Source organism: Anaerostipes sp. CAG:276 (assembly GCF_000432215.1).
Lineage (GTDB): Bacteria > Bacillota > Clostridia > Lachnospirales > Lachnospiraceae > Anaerostipes > Anaerostipes caccae.
The window spans coordinates 1-16,938 of the sequence record NZ_FR889193.1 but is presented as its reverse complement, the minus strand read 5'-3'; the positions used below and the strand labels follow the sequence as shown (position 1 = coordinate 16,938).

At 44.5% G+C, this 16,938-nt stretch carries 14 protein-coding genes; 10 read left to right on the top strand and 4 right to left on the bottom strand.

Translation table 11 applies throughout. The features are described from left to right. Positions 1–47 precede the first annotated feature (47 nt). Entirely contained in the window at positions 48–1,727 is a 1,680-nt protein-coding gene (locus tag QVP35_RS09715; protein ID WP_009288942.1) for a GGDEF domain-containing protein, read from the top strand. Between the two features lie 27 nt (positions 1,728–1,754). Here the strand turns inward: QVP35_RS09715 and QVP35_RS09710 are convergent, their stop codons facing one another. Next, entirely contained in the window at positions 1,755–2,114 is a 360-nt protein-coding gene (locus QVP35_RS09710) for a metal-dependent transcriptional regulator (protein ID WP_009288941.1), read from the bottom strand. Positions 2,115–2,308: 194 nt separating this feature from the next. Between QVP35_RS09710 and QVP35_RS09705 the strand changes: the two genes are divergently transcribed. The 9 genes from QVP35_RS09705 (at position 2,309) to QVP35_RS09665 (ending at position 12,558) form a co-directional block, all read left to right on the top strand. After that, a complete protein-coding gene (locus QVP35_RS09705) occupies positions 2,309–2,524 on the top strand; it encodes a FeoA family protein (RefSeq protein ID WP_009288940.1) in 216 nt (71 codons plus the stop codon). A gap of 12 nt (positions 2,525–2,536) precedes the next feature. After that, positions 2,537–2,758, top strand: a complete 222-nt coding sequence (locus QVP35_RS09700; RefSeq protein ID WP_006566042.1) for a FeoA family protein — start codon at positions 2,537–2,539, stop codon at positions 2,756–2,758. 92 nt (positions 2,759–2,850) lie between these two features. After that, positions 2,851–5,034, top strand: a complete 2,184-nt coding sequence (feoB, locus tag QVP35_RS09695) for a ferrous iron transport protein B (protein WP_009288939.1) — start codon at positions 2,851–2,853, stop codon at positions 5,032–5,034. A gap of 59 nt (positions 5,035–5,093) precedes the next feature. After that, the gene (locus tag QVP35_RS09690) at positions 5,094–5,234 is read left to right on the top strand and encodes a FeoB-associated Cys-rich membrane protein (RefSeq protein WP_022261098.1); all 141 of its coding nucleotides are present in this window, start codon (positions 5,094–5,096) and stop codon (positions 5,232–5,234) included. Positions 5,235–5,279: 45 nt separating this feature from the next. Further along, positions 5,280–5,489: a hypothetical protein gene (locus QVP35_RS09685; RefSeq protein ID WP_009288937.1), complete on the top strand. Its 210-nt coding sequence runs from the start codon at positions 5,280–5,282 to the stop codon at positions 5,487–5,489. Between the two features lie 540 nt (positions 5,490–6,029). Further along, positions 6,030–7,391 (top strand): Wadjet anti-phage system protein JetA family protein, encoded by a 1,362-nt coding sequence (locus QVP35_RS09680; protein ID WP_009288936.1) that lies wholly within the window; start codon positions 6,030–6,032, stop codon positions 7,389–7,391. Further along, a complete protein-coding gene (locus QVP35_RS09675; RefSeq protein ID WP_006566036.1) occupies positions 7,388–8,044 on the top strand; it encodes a DUF4194 domain-containing protein in 657 nt (218 codons plus the stop codon). The genes QVP35_RS09680 and QVP35_RS09675 overlap by 4 nt, the downstream gene beginning before the upstream one ends. Next, complete coding sequence (locus QVP35_RS09670) at positions 7,983–11,366, top strand: ATP-binding protein (protein ID WP_009288933.1); 3,384 nt, start codon at positions 7,983–7,985, stop codon at positions 11,364–11,366. The genes QVP35_RS09675 and QVP35_RS09670 overlap by 62 nt, the downstream gene beginning before the upstream one ends. Continuing rightward, positions 11,347–12,558 carry a Wadjet anti-phage system protein JetD domain-containing protein gene (locus QVP35_RS09665; protein ID WP_009288932.1) on the top strand — a complete coding sequence of 404 codons (1,212 nt, stop codon included), beginning with the start codon at positions 11,347–11,349 and terminating at the stop codon, positions 12,556–12,558. Before QVP35_RS09670 ends, QVP35_RS09665 begins: the two co-directional genes overlap by 20 nt. A gap of 23 nt (positions 12,559–12,581) precedes the next feature. Here QVP35_RS09665 and QVP35_RS09660 read toward each other — a convergent pair whose 3' ends face one another. From QVP35_RS09660 to QVP35_RS09650, 3 genes are all read right to left on the bottom strand, one after another. Beyond that, the gene (locus QVP35_RS09660; RefSeq protein WP_006566033.1) at positions 12,582–12,995 is read right to left on the bottom strand and encodes an RrF2 family transcriptional regulator; all 414 of its coding nucleotides are present in this window, start codon (positions 12,993–12,995) and stop codon (positions 12,582–12,584) included. A 138-nt stretch (positions 12,996–13,133) separates the two neighbouring features. Next, the gene (locus QVP35_RS09655; RefSeq protein ID WP_009288931.1) at positions 13,134–14,336 is read right to left on the bottom strand and encodes an FprA family A-type flavoprotein; all 1,203 of its coding nucleotides are present in this window, start codon (positions 14,334–14,336) and stop codon (positions 13,134–13,136) included. 43 nt (positions 14,337–14,379) lie between these two features. Next, complete coding sequence (locus QVP35_RS09650) at positions 14,380–16,278, bottom strand: acyl-CoA dehydrogenase family protein (protein ID WP_009288930.1); 1,899 nt, start codon at positions 16,276–16,278, stop codon at positions 14,380–14,382. Positions 16,279–16,938 lie beyond the last annotated feature (660 nt).

Sequence of the window (16,938 nt, the reverse complement as noted above, 5' to 3'; positions counted from 1 at the left end):
CATATGATAAAATCAATTTAAAATTAAGGAATAGGAGGGATATACAGATGAAAGAAAAAACAAGAAATTACAGTTTTGCGTTTCTTGTCATTTTATCCCTCATTACGGCACTGGGAACCTTTGTGTATGGTATGAAGAGTTATCACACAGACAATATCAGCATTAATCAAAGGCAGGAGATAACATCCCTTTCAGAAGGCTGGTATTATATAGAAGAAGGGAAGAAGGCAGAAATTTCAAGTCTTCCGGTGAAGATTAAGGACAGCGGGAGAAAAAGTCTGACCATTTATCTGGATCTGTCAAAACCAGCGGCGGAAGACGCAGTGCTCTGCATGGAAAATTTTCATCAGGCTGTGGAAGTTTTTGCGGGAGATCGAAAGCTGTACTCTTACGGGGCAGGAAATAAAGGTCCCGCAGGCTGGATCCTGGGGAACATTTGGAATATTATCGATCTGCCGGAGGGTGTTCAGGGAAAAACCATTGCTGTAAAAATCACTTCCCCGAACACACCCGGACGATGGAAGATCCCCGAAATAAAATATGGAAACCGCAGTGCAGTGATGCAGATGATCAGCGAAAACTGTATCGGAATCGCTGTATTCGCTGTTCTGTCCGGTGTGCTGGGTTTGTGTTTCCTTCTTGTTTTCTGTCTGCTTCGCTGGAAGGGACTGGATTATAACAGCAAAGATTTTGTGTATATCGGTCTGTTTATCGTCATTTCCACGCTGTGGATCATTACAGATTCAAAAATTCCTCAATTTTTAACCAAACAACTGGCTCCCATATATATATTGTCATTTTTACTGTTTACACTGATGCCTGTACCATATTTAATGTTTCTGCGTCAGATCTGCCGGCATGGCAAAGGGGCTCTGGACTGTCTGAGCATTCTTTTTCTTCTTCAGACGATTTTTTGCGCGGTACTTTATATCACAGGAACTGTTGACCTGATAATGTCACTGCCCGTGACCCATTTTTTAATCATCTGTACAGTTGCGGCCAGTATTTTCCTTTGTCTGAGAGAATTGCTTCATTACCACAACAAAGACACATTTTTTGTACTGATCGGTATTTGCATACTGGCAGCCGGGGCAATGCTTTCTCTGGCTGCATTTCTCCCTCAAAAGATCAGTGATAATTCGTTGTTTTTCCGCATTGGCTTGATTGGATTTTACCTTTCTCTCTGTTATGTCAGTCTCAGGAGGGGGATGGGGCTGCTCAGGACCAGTATGGAGGCGGAAACATACCGCCGTTTGGCATACAAAGACGCTATGACGGGGATTGGAAACAGGGCAGCGTTTGATCGGGATGCAGGGATTCTTCACGCAAAGAGGGACACAAACACTTTTGCGGTCGCAGTATTCGACGTCAACAATCTCAAGTATACAAACGATACATATGGTCATGCGGCAGGAGACAGACTGATCAAAGATACTGCAGATTCTGTGAAAGATGCATTTTCAGCGATTGGGAGATGCTATCGTATCGGCGGAGATGAATTCGCAGTCATTATGGAACATATACCGGATGAAAGCATTGAAGAGGTGTTCTGCAGTTTTAGAGAGAACATTCGGAAGTACGGAGAGGGAAATCCGGAAGGCCTGGATGCGGCAGGAGGCTGGGCTAAGGGAGAAAACACAGGGACAGATTTTATTTACCGGCTGTTCCATCAGGCGGATGCGAAAATGTATGAAAGTAAAGAGAAGGCGAAACATGCAGAAAAATAGAGACGCCAATACAACTTGGCATCTCTGTTATTTTACGTGTTTTTTTATAGCTTCAAAACTCTCTTTGCTGATGACGTGCTCGATCCGGCAGGCATCTTCGGCTGCAATATCTTTGTCAACACCCAGCGCCGTAAGCCAGGATGAAAGAAGTTTGTGCCGCTCATAGATCATCTCCGCAATCTCCTTTCCGGAGACTGTGAGATAAATATATCCTTCCGGCGAAACAGTAATATGTTCGTTCTGGCGGAGCTTTTTCATAGCTACGCTGACACTGGACTTTTTAAACCCTAACTCTGTCGCTACATCTACGGAACGGACAACAGGACGGGATTTGCTCAGGACTAAGATCGTTTCTAAATAATTTTCAGCAGATTCATTTAAACTCATGAATTTACCTCATTTCTAATGATATATATTTTTATGTAAAGCATTACAAAGTATATCATATCTTATCCTATACTTCAAACATTTGGCTTATTGATAAAAAGAATCAATAAGAGATATTGACTGCTAACATATGTTAGAATATACTAATTAATGAGTGGAAATGATAATCGATACCAATTAAGAAAGAAGGGATCATGATGCCTTTAACAATGGTAAGAGAAGGGGAAGAAAATATCATCTGTAAAGTCGGCGGCAGGGGAGAAACGAAAAGATTTCTTGAAAATCTCGGATTTACTGTTGGCGGGATGGTGACTGTCGTATCTGTCATCGGCGGAAATGTCATTGTAAATGTCAAAGATTCCAGAGTGGCGATCGGCAGAGATATGGCAAATAAGATTATGGTGAACTAAAAAGGAGAGAAAATGAAGACATTAAAAGAAGTAGCCTGCGGAGAAACTGCAAAGGTTAAGAAGCTGAATGGAGAAGGACCTGTAAAACGCCGTATCATGGATATGGGAATCACAAAAGGAGTGGATGTGTTTGTAAGGAAGGTAGCGCCTCTGGGCGATCCGGTGGAAATTACAGTGCGGGGATATGAACTATCTGTGAGAAAAGCGGATGCGGAAATGATTTTAGTAGAATAGCTTTTTCTTTTTTTGTATAAGAGTTAGTCGAAACTAATATAAATAAGTATAAACAAACAAGAGTGTATGAAAAGAAAAGAGGTAAATGCAGAATGTCAATTAAGATTGCTTTAGCTGGAAACCCTAACAGCGGTAAAACAACGTTGTTTAACGCTTTGACGGGATCCAATCAATTTGTGGGCAACTGGCCCGGTGTCACGGTGGAAAAGAAGGAAGGAAAGTTGAAGGGGTACAAGGATGTCACCATTATGGATCTTCCGGGAATCTATTCCCTTTCACCGTATACATTGGAAGAAGTTGTTGCCAGAAACTATCTGATCGGGGAACGGCCGGATGCTATTTTAAACATCGTAGACGGTACAAATATCGAGAGAAACCTTTATTTGTCCACGCAGCTGATGGAGCTTGGGATTCCGGTCATCATGGCAGTCAACATGATGGATGTCTTAGAAAAGAGCGGAGACCAGATCCATATCAAACAGCTGAGTGAAAAGCTTGGATGTGAAGTGACAGAGATTTCTGCACTGAAAGGAACGGGGATCAAAAAAGCGGCTGAGAAAGCGGTGGCTCTTGCAAATGACAGAAAAGCAGCACCGCCGGTACATACGTTTGACCCTCAGGTAGAAGAAGTTCTGAATTCCATAGAATCAAAGCTGGGCAGTGAAGTCCCGGCAGAACAGAAGCGCTTCTTTGCCATCAAGATGCTGGAGAAAGACGATAAGATTCAGGAACAGATGAAACTGGTTCCGGATGTTTCTGATGAAATCAAGAAGATTGAAGAGATCATGGATGATGATACAGAAAGCATTATCACCAATGAACGTTATACCTATATTTCTTCCATCATTGAACAGTGTTTTACGAGAAACCGAAAAGAAACGATGACGACATCTGACAAGATCGACCGTATTGTCACAAACAGATTTCTGGCACTTCCGATCTTTGCGGCGGTAATGTTTGTTGTCTATTATGTCTCTGTCAGCACGATAGGAACATGGGCGACAGACTGGGCAAACGACGGAGTGTTCGGCGACGGATGGAGCCTTTTCGGACTCAGCGTGCCGAGTATCCCTTCCGTAATTGAAGCCGGACTGAATGCAGTCGGATGTGCCGGATGGCTGCAGGGACTGATCCTCGACGGTATGGTTGCCGGTGTAGGTGCGGTATTAGGGTTCGTGCCGCAGATGCTGGTGCTGTTTATTTTCCTTGCGTTCCTGGAGTCCTGCGGATATATGGCAAGAGTAGCGTTTATTATGGACCGGATTTTCCGCAAGTTCGGACTTTCCGGGAAATCCTTCATACCGATGCTGATCGGAAGCGGGTGCGGTGTGCCGGGTATCATGGCATCCCGGACGATAGAGAATGACCGGGACCGTAAAATGACGATCATGACAACGACATTTATTCCGTGCGGGGCAAAGCTGCCGATCATCGCGCTGATCGCAGGAGCCCTGTTCCACGGTGCATGGTGGGTGGCACCGAGTGCTTATTTTGTGGGAATCGCAGCCATTATCTGCTCTGGAATTATTTTGAAGAAAACAAAGATGTTTGCAGGAGATCCGGCGCCGTTTGTCATGGAACTTCCCGCATATCATATGCCGACGGTTTCCAATGTACTGAGAAGTATGTGGGAGCGCGGATGGTCTTTCATTAAAAAAGCGGGAACCATTATCCTTCTGTCAACCATTTTTGTGTGGTTTACAACTTACTTCGGATGGGTCGACGGACAGTTCAGAATGCTGACCGACATGGAACTTGACCACAGTATTCTTGCCGCCATCGGAAACGGCGTCGCATGGATTTTTGCACCGCTTGGCTGGGGCAACTGGAAATCAGCTGTAGCTGCGATCACCGGATTGGTGGCGAAAGAAAATGTCGTAGGTACCTTTGGGATTTTGTTTGGTTTTGCGGAAGTGGCAGAAGACGGTGCTGAGATTTGGGGAACCCTTGCCGGAAGCATGACTGCGGCGGCAGCATATTCCTTCCTCGTATTTAATCTGCTGTGTGCACCATGCTTTGCAGCAATGGGAGCTATTAAGAGAGAAATGAACAACAAAAAATGGTTCTGGTTTGCCGTCGGATATCAGACAGGGCTTGCATATGTGGTTTCCCTCTGTGTATACCAGATCGGAACATTAATCACCACAGGAACTTTTGGGATTGGTACAGCCGTTGCTTTTCTGTTGATAATTGGTTTTATCTATCTGCTGGTGAGGCCGTACAGGGAAAGCAAGAAGTTAAAGGTTGATTTGAAAGAGGTAACAGGAACAAGATAATATTGGAAATAGAGAGGTCTGCACCTGGTGTGCAGACCTGCATGATAAAGGAGGTTTCTATGGGAACAATAGCAGTAGGTTTGGCTGTCCTTGGTATTGTCAGTTTGATCGTCAGAAGCATGGTAAAGGATAAGAGACAGGGAAAGTCGATCCAGTGCGGGAATGACTGCAAACATTGCGGCGGGCACTGCGGTCATTGAGAAATGGAGAGTTGTCTCAGCTGACTACATTGAGGCTGGCTGATAATGATTGGATTTCCCAACCACAAATATTTAAATAGAATGGCAGAACCGCAGAAAATGGTGGTTTACAGGCGATTTGAAAGAAAAAACAGAAAATATGAAGGTGGTTGGGAAAAAACAAAGGAAACGTTGATTTTATCAGGGAAACTGGCTATAATAAAAAATAGAAATGGCTTAAAAACGAGGGATAAACATCAACAAGCGTTGTATTGAAATTTTTACCATGCACCTGCCTGAAATGCAAGGAGCCGAGGATAAACATCAACAAGAGTTGTATTGAAATGCCGATAGCATGGATGGAGATGCCGGAGCCGTATAGGATAAACATCAACAAGCGTTGTATTGAAATATCTGATACTGTGTTACATTACTAACTTTGTTCCAGATAAACATCAACAAGAGTTGTATTGAAATGCCGATAGCATGGATGGAGATGCCGGAGCCGTATAGGATAAACATCAACAAGCGTTGTATTGAAATTTTTACCATGCACCTGCCTGAAATGCAAGGAGCCGAGGATAAACATCAACAAGAGTTGTATTGAAATTGGGTAGTGTGCTGGTCTATGGCAGCAAAGTTCTCAGATAAACAGTAACAAAAGTTGTATTGTATAAAGATCTTCTTTCTATGTCCAGGAGACAGAAATTATAATTTCTGCCTTCTATTTTTTTGCCTTCTGTCTGCTGAACCACACCAGTCCACAAGCTGCCGTTTTTATGTTATGATAAAAGAGCAAAACACAAAGGAGGAGCTATGAGATTTGGTTACGATATCCCGGATTCTTTTTGGAGCCTGTTCCGTTCTGTAAACCGGGATCATTACATAGAAGCGCTGCTGAAAATCAGTGAAGAATATGAATATAACAACTACTTTCTGAGCCGGGAGGTCTGTATTCAGGTCCTGAGCGACTGGAATGCGGACAAGCGCATCTGGCTCCAGCGGGAAGAGTTTGAATCAGAACTGGATGTACTGGAGACTCCCCCAAACCGGATACTAAACTGGCTGATTAAGACCGGCTGGCTGAAAAAACTGGATGACTTTTCTACGCTGACATCCAACATTGTCATTCCCGATTACGCGGCCGTTTTTCTCGATGCTTTTGAACAGCTCGTGAATCCGCAGATGGAAGATACGGAGATTTATATCCAAAATGTCTATGCGACACTGTTCTCCTTTCAAAATGATAAACGGATCAACCTTGGGATGCTGAAAACAGCCCTGATCAATACGAAGAAACTGAACAAGGCACTTCAGGATCTGCTTCACAACATGGACAAATTTTTCGGACGCCTGCTGAAACAGCAGTCTTACGGCGATGTTCTGGCGGAACATTTAGAAGGATATGTGGAAGAGATCGTCAAGAAAAAGTACCATATGTTAAAGACCAACGATAATTTCTATCTCTACAAAATGGATATTAAGAAATGTCTTCAGGAAATGCGGGAAGACGCGGAGTGGATCGAGAGAGTCCGGGCCAAGGCAAAAGCTGAGGGCAGGGATGAAAAGGAAGATGTGCTTGACATTCTGGATGCCATCGAGAGAGGTTTTGACGACATTGAGCACCGGATCGCCAACATGGACAAAGAACATTCCAAATATGTGCGCGCCACAGTCACAAGACTCAACTACATGCTCAGCGGCGAGGCAGATATGAAAGGAATGGTGGTCAGTCTTTTAAAGCACTTGGAAATCGACGAAAAGAGGGAAGAACGGCTTTCTCAGGTGGCGGAAAAAATGAACCTGTCACGTCTAGAAGTCCTGTCTGAAAAATCTTTTTACAGAAGAAAGAAAAGGAGAGATTTCATCAGCCGGTTAGAGCCGGATGAAGATGTGCGGGAACTTACCAGGGAAGAAGTATTGAGACTCAATAAGATCCATACACGTTACAGTAAAAAAGAAATCGAGGAGTTTCTGGAAAGCCATATGGAAGACGGATCCATGGAAATGAGAGATGTCAATATCGGCGACGATGAGTCGTTTGAAAAGCTGATCCTGGCCTATGACTACTGTACCAGGAAAAACAGCCGGTATCAGGTGATCGAGAGGGAAAATAAGATGCTGGAAAATGGAAAATACCGTTATCCGGATCTGTTGTTTGTGAGGAGAAAGTCATGATTGAATACTATGAACAGCTGAGCGATGAGGAGAAGGATGATGTAAAGCGTGTCATCCAGATTTTGTTCCGGCAGACCTTTGTGCTGGAACGGAAATACGAAAAGAGGACCGGAAGATTTGCTTTCCAGAAGGATTACAGGATCTTAAATCAGCACCTGGAATTTTTAAGGGAGTATTTTTCGATTGCCGGGCTGGAACTTCGGGATAACAGTCATATGGGAGTTTTTTATATCCAGGGGGAGACCGTCCTGGGAGAAAAGCTGCCCAGACTGGCTACTATTTATCTGCTGATCTTAAAGCTGATCTACGATGAGCAGATGGAAACAGCGTCTGCAAGCAGCTATGTGTATACGTCGCTGGGAGAAATCAATGAAAAGATCGGAGATTTTGCCTTGCTTAAGAACCTGTCTTCTGCGACAGAGATGAGAAAGACCATTTCTCTGCTCAAAAAATACCAGATCATCGAGCCGATGGACGTACTCGAAGACCTTAATGAGGAGAGCCGCATGGTGGTGTATCCGTGCATCAATGCGGTTCTTCTCGGAGCAGATGTACAGAAATTGATTGAAACATTTACGGAGGAGGACGAACGTGGAGAAGAAGACGGAGAGCAAACAGGCATTCAAAGCACTATCGAAGATCTGTCTGAATAACTGGCATTATATTGAACGGAAAGTGCTTTCTTTCAGTGAAGGGATCAATTTCTTTACCGGACATTCCGGCAGCGGAAAATCTACGGTCATCGATGCCCTTCAGATCGTTCTGTACGCCAACACGGACGGGAGAGGATTTTTCAACAAGGCGGCGGCCGATGACTCGGACCGGAGCCTGATCGAATATTTGAGAGGCATGATTTCGGTGGGAGACAATAATGAGGGAAAATATATCAGAAACCGAAATTTTTCTACAACGATCGTGCTGGAGCTTGAACAGACGGTTACCGGAGCAAAAGAGTGTGTCGGAGTCGTTTTTGACGTGGAGACTGCCACCAATGAGATTTCCAGGCTGTTTTTCTGGCATAAAGGAGGAATCCTTGAAAACCGCTACCGAAAAGAAGACCGCGCCATGGCAACAACAGAGGTGAGAGATTACATAAAGGAACATTTTCCGAAAGAAGAATTTTATTTCGGTTCCAGCAATGAGAGGTTCCGGAGACAGCTCTACGACATCTATCTGGGAGGACTGGACGCGGAGAAATTCCCGAGACTTTTCAAGCGGGCGATCCCGTTTAAAATGAACATTAAGCTGGAAGATTTTGTGCGGGAATACATCTGTATGGAACAGGATATCCAGATCGAAGATATGCAGGAAAGTGTTCTTCAGTACGGCAGGATGCGCAGGAAGATCGAAGATACGCTGAAGGAGATCGGCAGCTTAAAGCAGATAGGAACTGGTTACGACCGGTTTTCCAGGGCAGAGCAGGAGGTTCGGGTCTGTCAGTACCGGATGGAAAAGCTCGTAATGCTCCAGCTGAAAGAACAGATCAGAGACCTGCATGAAAAAATAGAGAAGGCAGGGGAAGATAAGAAGACTCAGGAGAAGAACAGAAAGGAACTGTCTGGCCAGCTTGCAGATCTCGCAGAGGAATATGACCGTCTGGTAAAGCAGATCGCAAACAGCGGCTACGAGAATCTAAAAACAGAACTTCAGGGTGTCAATGAACTTTTGGAGCAATTGCAAAAAAGCAAGGCCGCATGGCAGCAGACGTCGGCGGGCCTGAACCAGTGGGCAGAACTGGACGTGACACCGAATCAGACCATATGGGATATTGAAAGCTTTTCCAAGGGAGATATCAGTCTCGGAGAACTGCGCAGACTCCGGCACAGTTTAAAGGAAATCCGGGAAGAAGTGGAAAACGACCGGCAGGACGCGGCCTCAGAACTGAGAAGGATCAAGAAGCGGGAAAAGGAAATCGACGGGGAGCTGAAAAAACTGAAAAGAGGGAATAAGGCTTATCCAAGGGAACTTGAAAATGCCCGGTATGAGCTTCAGACCCGTTTGAGTTCTAAGTTCCAAGCAGCGGTAAAGGTACACATTCTCTCAGATCTTCTGGACATGAAGTCGGAGACATGGCATAAAGCCGTGGAAGGGTATTTAGGATCAAATAAGCTGTCACTGGTCGTGGAGCCTGATTATGCCAAGGCGGCTATGGAGATCTATCGGGAAATGGATGAAAAGCAGTTTTTCAGAGCCTCCATTTTAGACACAGAAAAGATCCTGAAAGAAAAGCCGTCCGTCATGGATCACGCATTGGCAGAGGAAGTGGTTGCCAAGGAGCCGTATGTCAGAAATTTTATGGATCTGCTTCTCGGAAGAGTGATCAAATGCCATTCGATTGAAGAACTTAGAAATCAGAGGACCGGAGTGACCCCTGACTGTCTGCTCTACAAGAATTTTCAGCTGAAACGGCTGAATCCGGCGGATTACACGAAGCGTTCCTATATCGGTGAGAGCAGTGTGAAACAGAGAATCAGAGATCTGAAGGAAGAGCTCAAACAGCTTTCGGCCAAAAAAGAACCGTTTGCCAACATGCTGGCAGAAGCGGAAGATATTTTGAGACTGGAAGCTCTGGGGCGTTCTGAGGAAGAATATATAGAACAGCAGGAAGCCTTAAAGAAAATAAAAGAAAAAACGGTGCTTAAAAAAGATCTTCAGGATCAGATGCTGAAGATGAAGGAAGAATCCATCGGTGAACTGGAAGAAAGGCAGAGAGAGAATAAGAGGCTTCAGGCACAGAAACAGGAACTGTTAAATGAAGTTTCAAGAGCTGTCTGGAACAGGGAAAAACAAATCGAGGACTGGCAGAGGCTCTATGTTTCCGCAAACAGTGAGCTGACGGAACAGGAGAGAAGTTTTTGTCGCAGCGAAGAACTGGAAAAAGCCTTTGATGACTATATGCAGGGGCGGATGCCGTCAAATCTTGAAAGTCTTAAAAACGGGACATTCAGGAAGATCAAACAGGCGGAGAACAGCAGGGAAGAAGCTTACAGATCACTTGTGGAACTGCGCTCCGAATATTTGAGGGAGTATCCGAATCGGACCTTCTCGCCGGCCATAGAGACGAATGAGCCATATGAAGAATTGCTGCAGAAGCTTGAATGTGACCATCTTGCGGATTATCAGGAGAGGGCCAGAGAACAGGCCAGGTCAGCGGCCGAGCATTTTAAAGACGATTTTATTTCCAAGATCAGGTATGCCATTTTGGAAGCATATCAGAGAAGAGACGAATTAAACCGGATCATCAGCCGGCTGGACTTCGGAAAAGATAAGTACCAGTTCCGCATCACCAAAAACAAAGGCCCTGATGGTGTTTATTATCCTATGTTTATGGATGAATCGCTTCAGATTGATCCGTCCACCTTGGATGCATCCATGGATCACCAGATGAATCTGTTTTCCATGGAGCATGAAAACCGCTACGGAGAGGTCATGAGTGACCTGATCGATATTTTCATACCTCCGGAGAATGCATCCCCGGAAGAACTGGAAGAGGCCAAGCGGAACATGGAAAAATACGCGGATTACAGGACCTATCTGTCTTTCGATATGGAACAGATCGTGGAGGGGGAAGAAAAGCTGACCATCGGTCTTGGCAGGATGATCAAGAAAAATTCGGGAGGGGAAGGGCAGAATCCCCTCTATGTAGCCCTTTTGGCGAGCTTTGCCCAGGCCTACCGGATCAATCTGTCGCCAAAGTTAAGGAGAAGCCCTACGATCCGGCTGGTTGTCCTTGACGAAGCCTTTTCCAAGATGGATGCGGAGAAGGTAGCCAGCTGTATTGAACTGATCCGTGGACTCGGATTCCAGGCTATCATAAGCGCCACCAATGATAAGATACAGAATTATTTGGAAAACGTAGACAAGACCTTTGTCTATGCCAATCCGAATAAAAAAAGTATTTCTATACAGGAGTTTGAAAAACGGGAATTTGATCATCTGATGGAGGAAGCAGAGGATGAAGAAGGAACTGCTTAAAATGATCATCGAAAAGACTGAGAAGTCTGCATCGGACTGGAAGAAGGGAGCGGAAGGAAACCGTTCCTTTCTGGTTCACCAGGAACTATATGATCAGATCGGAAAAACAGAGTTTATAAATGCAGCCAGAGAACTTGAGTGTCAGGGCCTGTTGAAAATTGAGTGGGAAGCCGTAGGGGTGGATATACGAAGGATACGCTATTCTTTAAAGGATCTTGCGCTCATATATGAAATGTCCGGTATCCGGCCGAAGTTTCAGGTGATGGAAGAAAATATGGCGGATGTTGAAAACTTTCTTCATTCGGTCAAAGGACTGTGGATAAAAGATTATTTAAGGGACTGTATGAAACGGTTAGAGCAGGGCAAAATCCCGTCAGAATTTTCAAAACGGGAAGAGCTGTTTCGATGTCTTAAAGGGATCGATGGATTGAAGGAGCCGCTGTATAAAAGGGTTTTCAGCAAATATTGTCTGGGCGATTCCAAGCTTTTTGAGAAAAAACTGGAAAGCACTGTGCTGTCTATAGCCAGAAAATATCATACAGATATAGAGGAAGGTATGGATCATACGCAGGTCCTTTCCCAGCTTTTCATTGAAGAATATTCACAGGAGCTTGCGTTAAAAGGGCCGCTGCGAATTTCAGTGGACGGACAGGAAATAAATTTGGGACAATTTCGTTACGGCGCAGTCTTAAATTCACAGATGCTGGTCCATGCAAAACCCCAGTCGGGTCAAAACATAAAGAGAATCCTGACCATAGAAAATAAAGCAAACTATATGGCAGCGCCCTATGATGAAGAAGCCGTCATCATTTACAGCCATGGGTTTTTTACACCGAAAGAAAGGGAGTTTCTCATCAATCTGCGGGAGAGTCTTTGTGCAGAGACAGAATGCTTCCATTCTGGAGATTTGGATTACGGAGGTATCCTGATCTACCGGTATATCAAACAAAAAATATTTCCGGATCTCATGCCCTGTCAAATGGATGAGGAAATCTATCATAAATATGAAAAGTATGCGGTGGAAATGGAACCTGGGACTTTAAAAAAATTAAAAAAGTTGAGGATGGACGAAATTCCTGAACTAATGGAGATGAAAGAACTTTTGGTCAGAGAAGGAAAAGGTCTGGAACAGGAAAGTTTTTTACTGGCATCCGGTGAACCACAGGAAAATGCGGAACTTAGATGCCGGTAAATATAAGAAACCGATCTTAGCCCTTAGCCGGATATTCCGAAAATAAGAGAATAGAGACTTGCTTCTTTGAGTTCCTTTTCTATGGCTGCTTCCAGTTGTAATAGGCCTTCTTTGATATGGCACGGTTCATCGCAGAGAGGCGTTCTGGTACACTCATATCCTTCTTCAAAACAGGCATTGATGCCAAAGCCGCTGCCAAGACCCTGCATCAGCTGAAAGAGGCTTATGTCGTGCAGATCTGCCGTCAGGCGGCATCCGCCTTCTGCTCCTCTGGTGATGATGATCCATCCGGCTGTCTCCAGTTTTTTAATAATGCGGTAAGCAAACTGTTTCGGTGTTGCTTCCAGAGAGCATATTTCTTCTATTGAGCGTTTCTTTCCGTCGCTTAAAGCCCTTAAAATACGCAGGGCATAATCGGTTTCTCTTGAAATCAGCATGTGTCTCTCCCTCCTTATCTTAGTGAAAATATACCAAACTAAAAAATACCTGTCAATGGAACCCGGAAAATTCTTTCAGAGAAAAACCAGGCCCGCCAATATTAAGTGCGGACCTGGCTTCTTTGGGTTAGAACATTTTTACTGTTTCATGGATTCTATGAGACCGTCAGCTAATGTATCCATATCGGAACCGTTGTCTTCTGTCATAGAAGACATCAGTGTTACCTGCTCATCCAGGATATCCATCTCTCTCATATCATCAATAAATTCTCTCATCAGTGAACCGGATTTGCAGGCCCAGGAACCATTTTCAATGATGGCAAAAGTTCTTTTCTGGAGATTCAGTGCCTTCATATCCATCAGATAATTATGCATTAATGGATAGATGCCCAAATTATAAGTGACAGAAGCCAGAACGATGTGGCTTAAACGGAATGTCTCGGAGATCAGCTGGGATACATGGGTATTTGACACATCGTATAAGACTACATTTGTCATACCCTTTTCACACAGTTTTGCAGCCAGATTCTGTGCAGCGGCTTCGGTGTTGCCGTACATGGAAGCGTAGACGATCATCACGCCCTGTTCTTCCGGCTCATACCGGCTCCATTTATCATATTTATCAAGGAAATAACCAAGGTCTGTGCGCCATACCGGACCATGCAGAGGACAGATCGTTTTGATATCTATGGTTCCTGCTTTCTTTAACAGGGATTGTACATGAGGACCATATTTGCCAACGATATTTGTATAATATCTTCTGGCATCATCAATCCAGTCTCTGTCAAAGTTTACTTCATCATTGAACAGTTTGCCGTCCAGGGCGCCGAAGGAACCAAATGCATCGGCGGCAAAAAGAGTGCCGTCCGTTATGTCAAAGGATACCATGGCTTCCGGCCAATGAACCATTGGAGCATAGACAAAGGTTACTTCATGTTTTCCGAAAGACTGTACGTCTCCTTCCTCAACCTCGATCATATGTCCGTCCACATCGAATCCAAACTGACGCATGAGCATAAAGGCCTTTTCTGTACTGATGATCTGTACTTCCGGGTGGCGCAGAAGCACTTCTTCAATAGAAGCCCCGTGGTCCGGTTCCATGTGGTTGATCACCATATAGTCCAAGGGTCTCCCGTCCAGAACATATTCGATATTCTCTAGGAACTGCCGTCCGATGGACCAGTCAACCGTGTCAAATAATACGGTCTTTTCATCCAGAAGCAGATAGGAGTTATAGGAAACCCCTCTCGGAATCGGATGGATATTTTCAAACAGGGCCAGGCGGTGGTCATTGCCGCCAACCCAATATAAATCTTCGGTTACTTTTCTAACACAATGCATGGATCATACCTCCTTTTGATCAGTTGTCCAAATGCAGGAACGTTTAAACTTCAATAAACATATCTTTTGATTCGCCGCAGTCCGGACAGATCCATTCTTCCGGAAGTTTTTCAAATAGAGTTCCAGGATCAATCTCTCCCTCGGGATCTCCGTTCGCCGGATCATATTCATATCCGCATCCATTGCAGACATAGCGTTTCCAGGTAGGAACAGTTTTCTTCGGTTTTGCACGTTTCATTTTTTTCATCGGAGGAGCCGGCTGTTTTGGTTCTCCATTGTCGAGGGCCTTGGTCAGCAGAGGAAGAATTTCTTCCACATCTCCGACGATGCCGTAATCCGCATTTTTAAAGATCGGAGCATTTGCATTGGTATTAACTGCTACAATGGTTGTGGCATCTTTGATTCCTTTTAAATGCTGTCCTGCCCCGGAAATGCCGCAGGCGATGTACAGGTTTCCGTTAAATTTCTGTCCGGACATTCCCACATACCGGTTGATCGGAACATATTTTAAAGTTTCTGCTACCGGACGGGAAGAACCGATGGCAGCTCCTGCCTGAACGGCTAAATCTTCAATCAGTTTCATATTTTCTTTCGGACCGATGCCTTTTCCTGCGCTGACGACTCTGTCTGCTTTTGAAATCGGAGTGTCTAAGTCGATGCCGACCGTAAAATCATATCCGTCTTTTTTGAGGGCTTCTACAACAGCGTCCACCCGTTCTTCGGCGGAACCGTCTTTTAAGATCATTTTTTTGCGGACACCGGTCTCAGCACCTTTTTTTCTGGTTGGCTGATTTTTCGGCATCTTTCCAATGATATGAGAAGCGATGACGACTCTCTGGATTTCATTGGTGCCCTCATAGATGGTACAGATTTTTGCATCTCTGTAGGCACGTTCCACATCCATGCCTTTTAAGTAGCCGGTTCCACCAAAGATCTGAAGTGCATCGTTGACAACTTCCAGACAGATATCGGAAGTATACTGTTTTGCCATGGCAGATTCCAGACCGTATGGCTCATGATTTTCTTTCAGATCAGCGGCGCTGTACACGAGCAGGCGGGCAGTTCTCAATTTGGTCGCCATATCCGCAAGCTTAAATGCGATGGCCTGCTGCTGGCAGATCGGACGTCCGAACTGTTCTCTTTCTTTGGAGTATTCCAGAGCATTTTCATATGCACCCTGCGCAATGCCGAGGGCCTGTGCAGCGATGCCGATCCGTCCTCCGTCCAATGTGGACATGGCAATTTTAAAGCCTTCTCCTTCTTTTCCGAGAAGATTTTCTTTCGGTACTTTTACGTCATTGAAGATCAGTTCAGCAGTGGAAGAGGAACGGATTCCCATTTTGTCGTAATGATCGCCGAAGGTGAAGCCTTCCCAGCCCTTTTCAACGATAAATGCGCTGATGCCATGAGTTCCGATATCCGGGGTTGTGACTGCAAACACTACATAAGTATCCGCCTTATCGGCATTGGTGATAAAGATCTTGCCTCCGTTTAACACGTAATGGTCGCCTTCAAGGACTGCGGTGGTTTCAGTACCTCCCGCATCGCTGCCTGCATTTTGTTCCGTAAGGCCAAATGCACCGAGCTTTTCACCGGAAGCGAGAGGAACGAGATATTTTTGTTTTTGTTCTTCAGTTCCGAAAGCGAAGATCGGATAACTTCCGAGAGAGACGTGTGCAGATAAAATAACACCTGTGCCGCCGTCAACTCTGGAAAGTTCCTCTACAGCAATGGCATAGCTCAAGACATCTGATCCTGCGCCTCCGTATTCTTTCGGATACGGCAGTCCCATCATGCCCATTTTGGCAAACTTTTCAATGGCTTCGGTCGGAAATTCATTTTCTTTGTCCAAGAGGAAGGTGAGTGGTTTTACTTCGGTTTCTGCAAATTCCCTGACTTTCGCACGCAGGGCTTCATGAGCTTCGGTTGTTTGAAATAACATATAGAGCCTCCTTTGATTTAAATTTTTGTGAGGAAAACACCGTAATGAATGCCTTGCTGAAAGGCTCTTTAAAGAGTGTGATCTCACGATAAGGTATTTAGAATACTATGATTGAAATGTAAAAAATATAAACTTGATAAAATTAGTAAAGTATAAGTTGTTTCCAGTATATACCTGAGATTGGCAGAAGTAAATAGGGTTGGGATAAACTTGATTAAGTTTGTGAAGTATAACGAAAAAAAGAGAAAATAACTGTGAGTATTGCCGGTGACATTTTCTGCATGATTTCCGTTCGGCTCTTAGAATGCCTCACTCCAATCATGCAGAAAATGGTGATAAAGGCTGCTGGAGAAGGCTGTTCATAAAATATAAGGTTGAAGTCTGTGGTAGTTTTTCAATTATTAGAAGGAGGCATTTCCGTCACGCTTTGAAATGCATTCCTCCAATAGTGCTAAAAAACTATCGCAAATGAACATTTTTGTTTGTTCATCTGCCTTCTGTAGTAGAAATTACGTACATTTTCACCACTATTTCCGTCGCACTTTTGAAATACGCTTTTCCAATAGCGGTAAATAACTTTCGAAAAGTAGCACCTTTTTTGACAGAGGCCTTTCTCCAGCAGACATTACGTACATTTTCCACATGATTGGAGTGAGGCAT

Bases quoted from the DNA above. Each gene is read 5' to 3' on its own strand.
- QVP35_RS09715 (WP_009288942.1), top strand. From the start codon at position 48: ATGAAAGAAAAAACAAGAAATTACAGTTTTGCGTTTCTTGTCATTTTA.
- QVP35_RS09650 (WP_009288930.1), bottom strand. From the start codon at position 16,278: ATGTTATTTCAAACAACCGAAGCTCATGAAGCCCTGCGTGCGAAAGTC.
- QVP35_RS09685 (WP_009288937.1), top strand. From the start codon at position 5,280: ATGATTGGATTTCCCAACCACAAATATTTAAATAGAATGGCAGAACCG.
- QVP35_RS09710 (WP_009288941.1), bottom strand. From the start codon at position 2,114: ATGAGTTTAAATGAATCTGCTGAAAATTATTTAGAAACGATCTTAGTC.
- QVP35_RS09690 (WP_022261098.1), top strand. From the start codon at position 5,094: ATGGGAACAATAGCAGTAGGTTTGGCTGTCCTTGGTATTGTCAGTTTG.
- QVP35_RS09675 (WP_006566036.1), top strand. From the start codon at position 7,388: ATGATTGAATACTATGAACAGCTGAGCGATGAGGAGAAGGATGATGTA.
- QVP35_RS09680 (WP_009288936.1), top strand. From the start codon at position 6,030: ATGAGATTTGGTTACGATATCCCGGATTCTTTTTGGAGCCTGTTCCGT.
- QVP35_RS09700 (WP_006566042.1), top strand. From the start codon at position 2,537: ATGAAGACATTAAAAGAAGTAGCCTGCGGAGAAACTGCAAAGGTTAAG.
- QVP35_RS09655 (WP_009288931.1), bottom strand. From the start codon at position 14,336: ATGCATTGTGTTAGAAAAGTAACCGAAGATTTATATTGGGTTGGCGGC.
- QVP35_RS09660 (WP_006566033.1), bottom strand. From the start codon at position 12,995: ATGCTGATTTCAAGAGAAACCGATTATGCCCTGCGTATTTTAAGGGCT.
- feoB (WP_009288939.1), top strand. From the start codon at position 2,851: ATGTCAATTAAGATTGCTTTAGCTGGAAACCCTAACAGCGGTAAAACA.
- QVP35_RS09665 (WP_009288932.1), top strand. From the start codon at position 11,347: ATGAAGAAGGAACTGCTTAAAATGATCATCGAAAAGACTGAGAAGTCT.
- QVP35_RS09705 (WP_009288940.1), top strand. From the start codon at position 2,309: ATGATGCCTTTAACAATGGTAAGAGAAGGGGAAGAAAATATCATCTGT.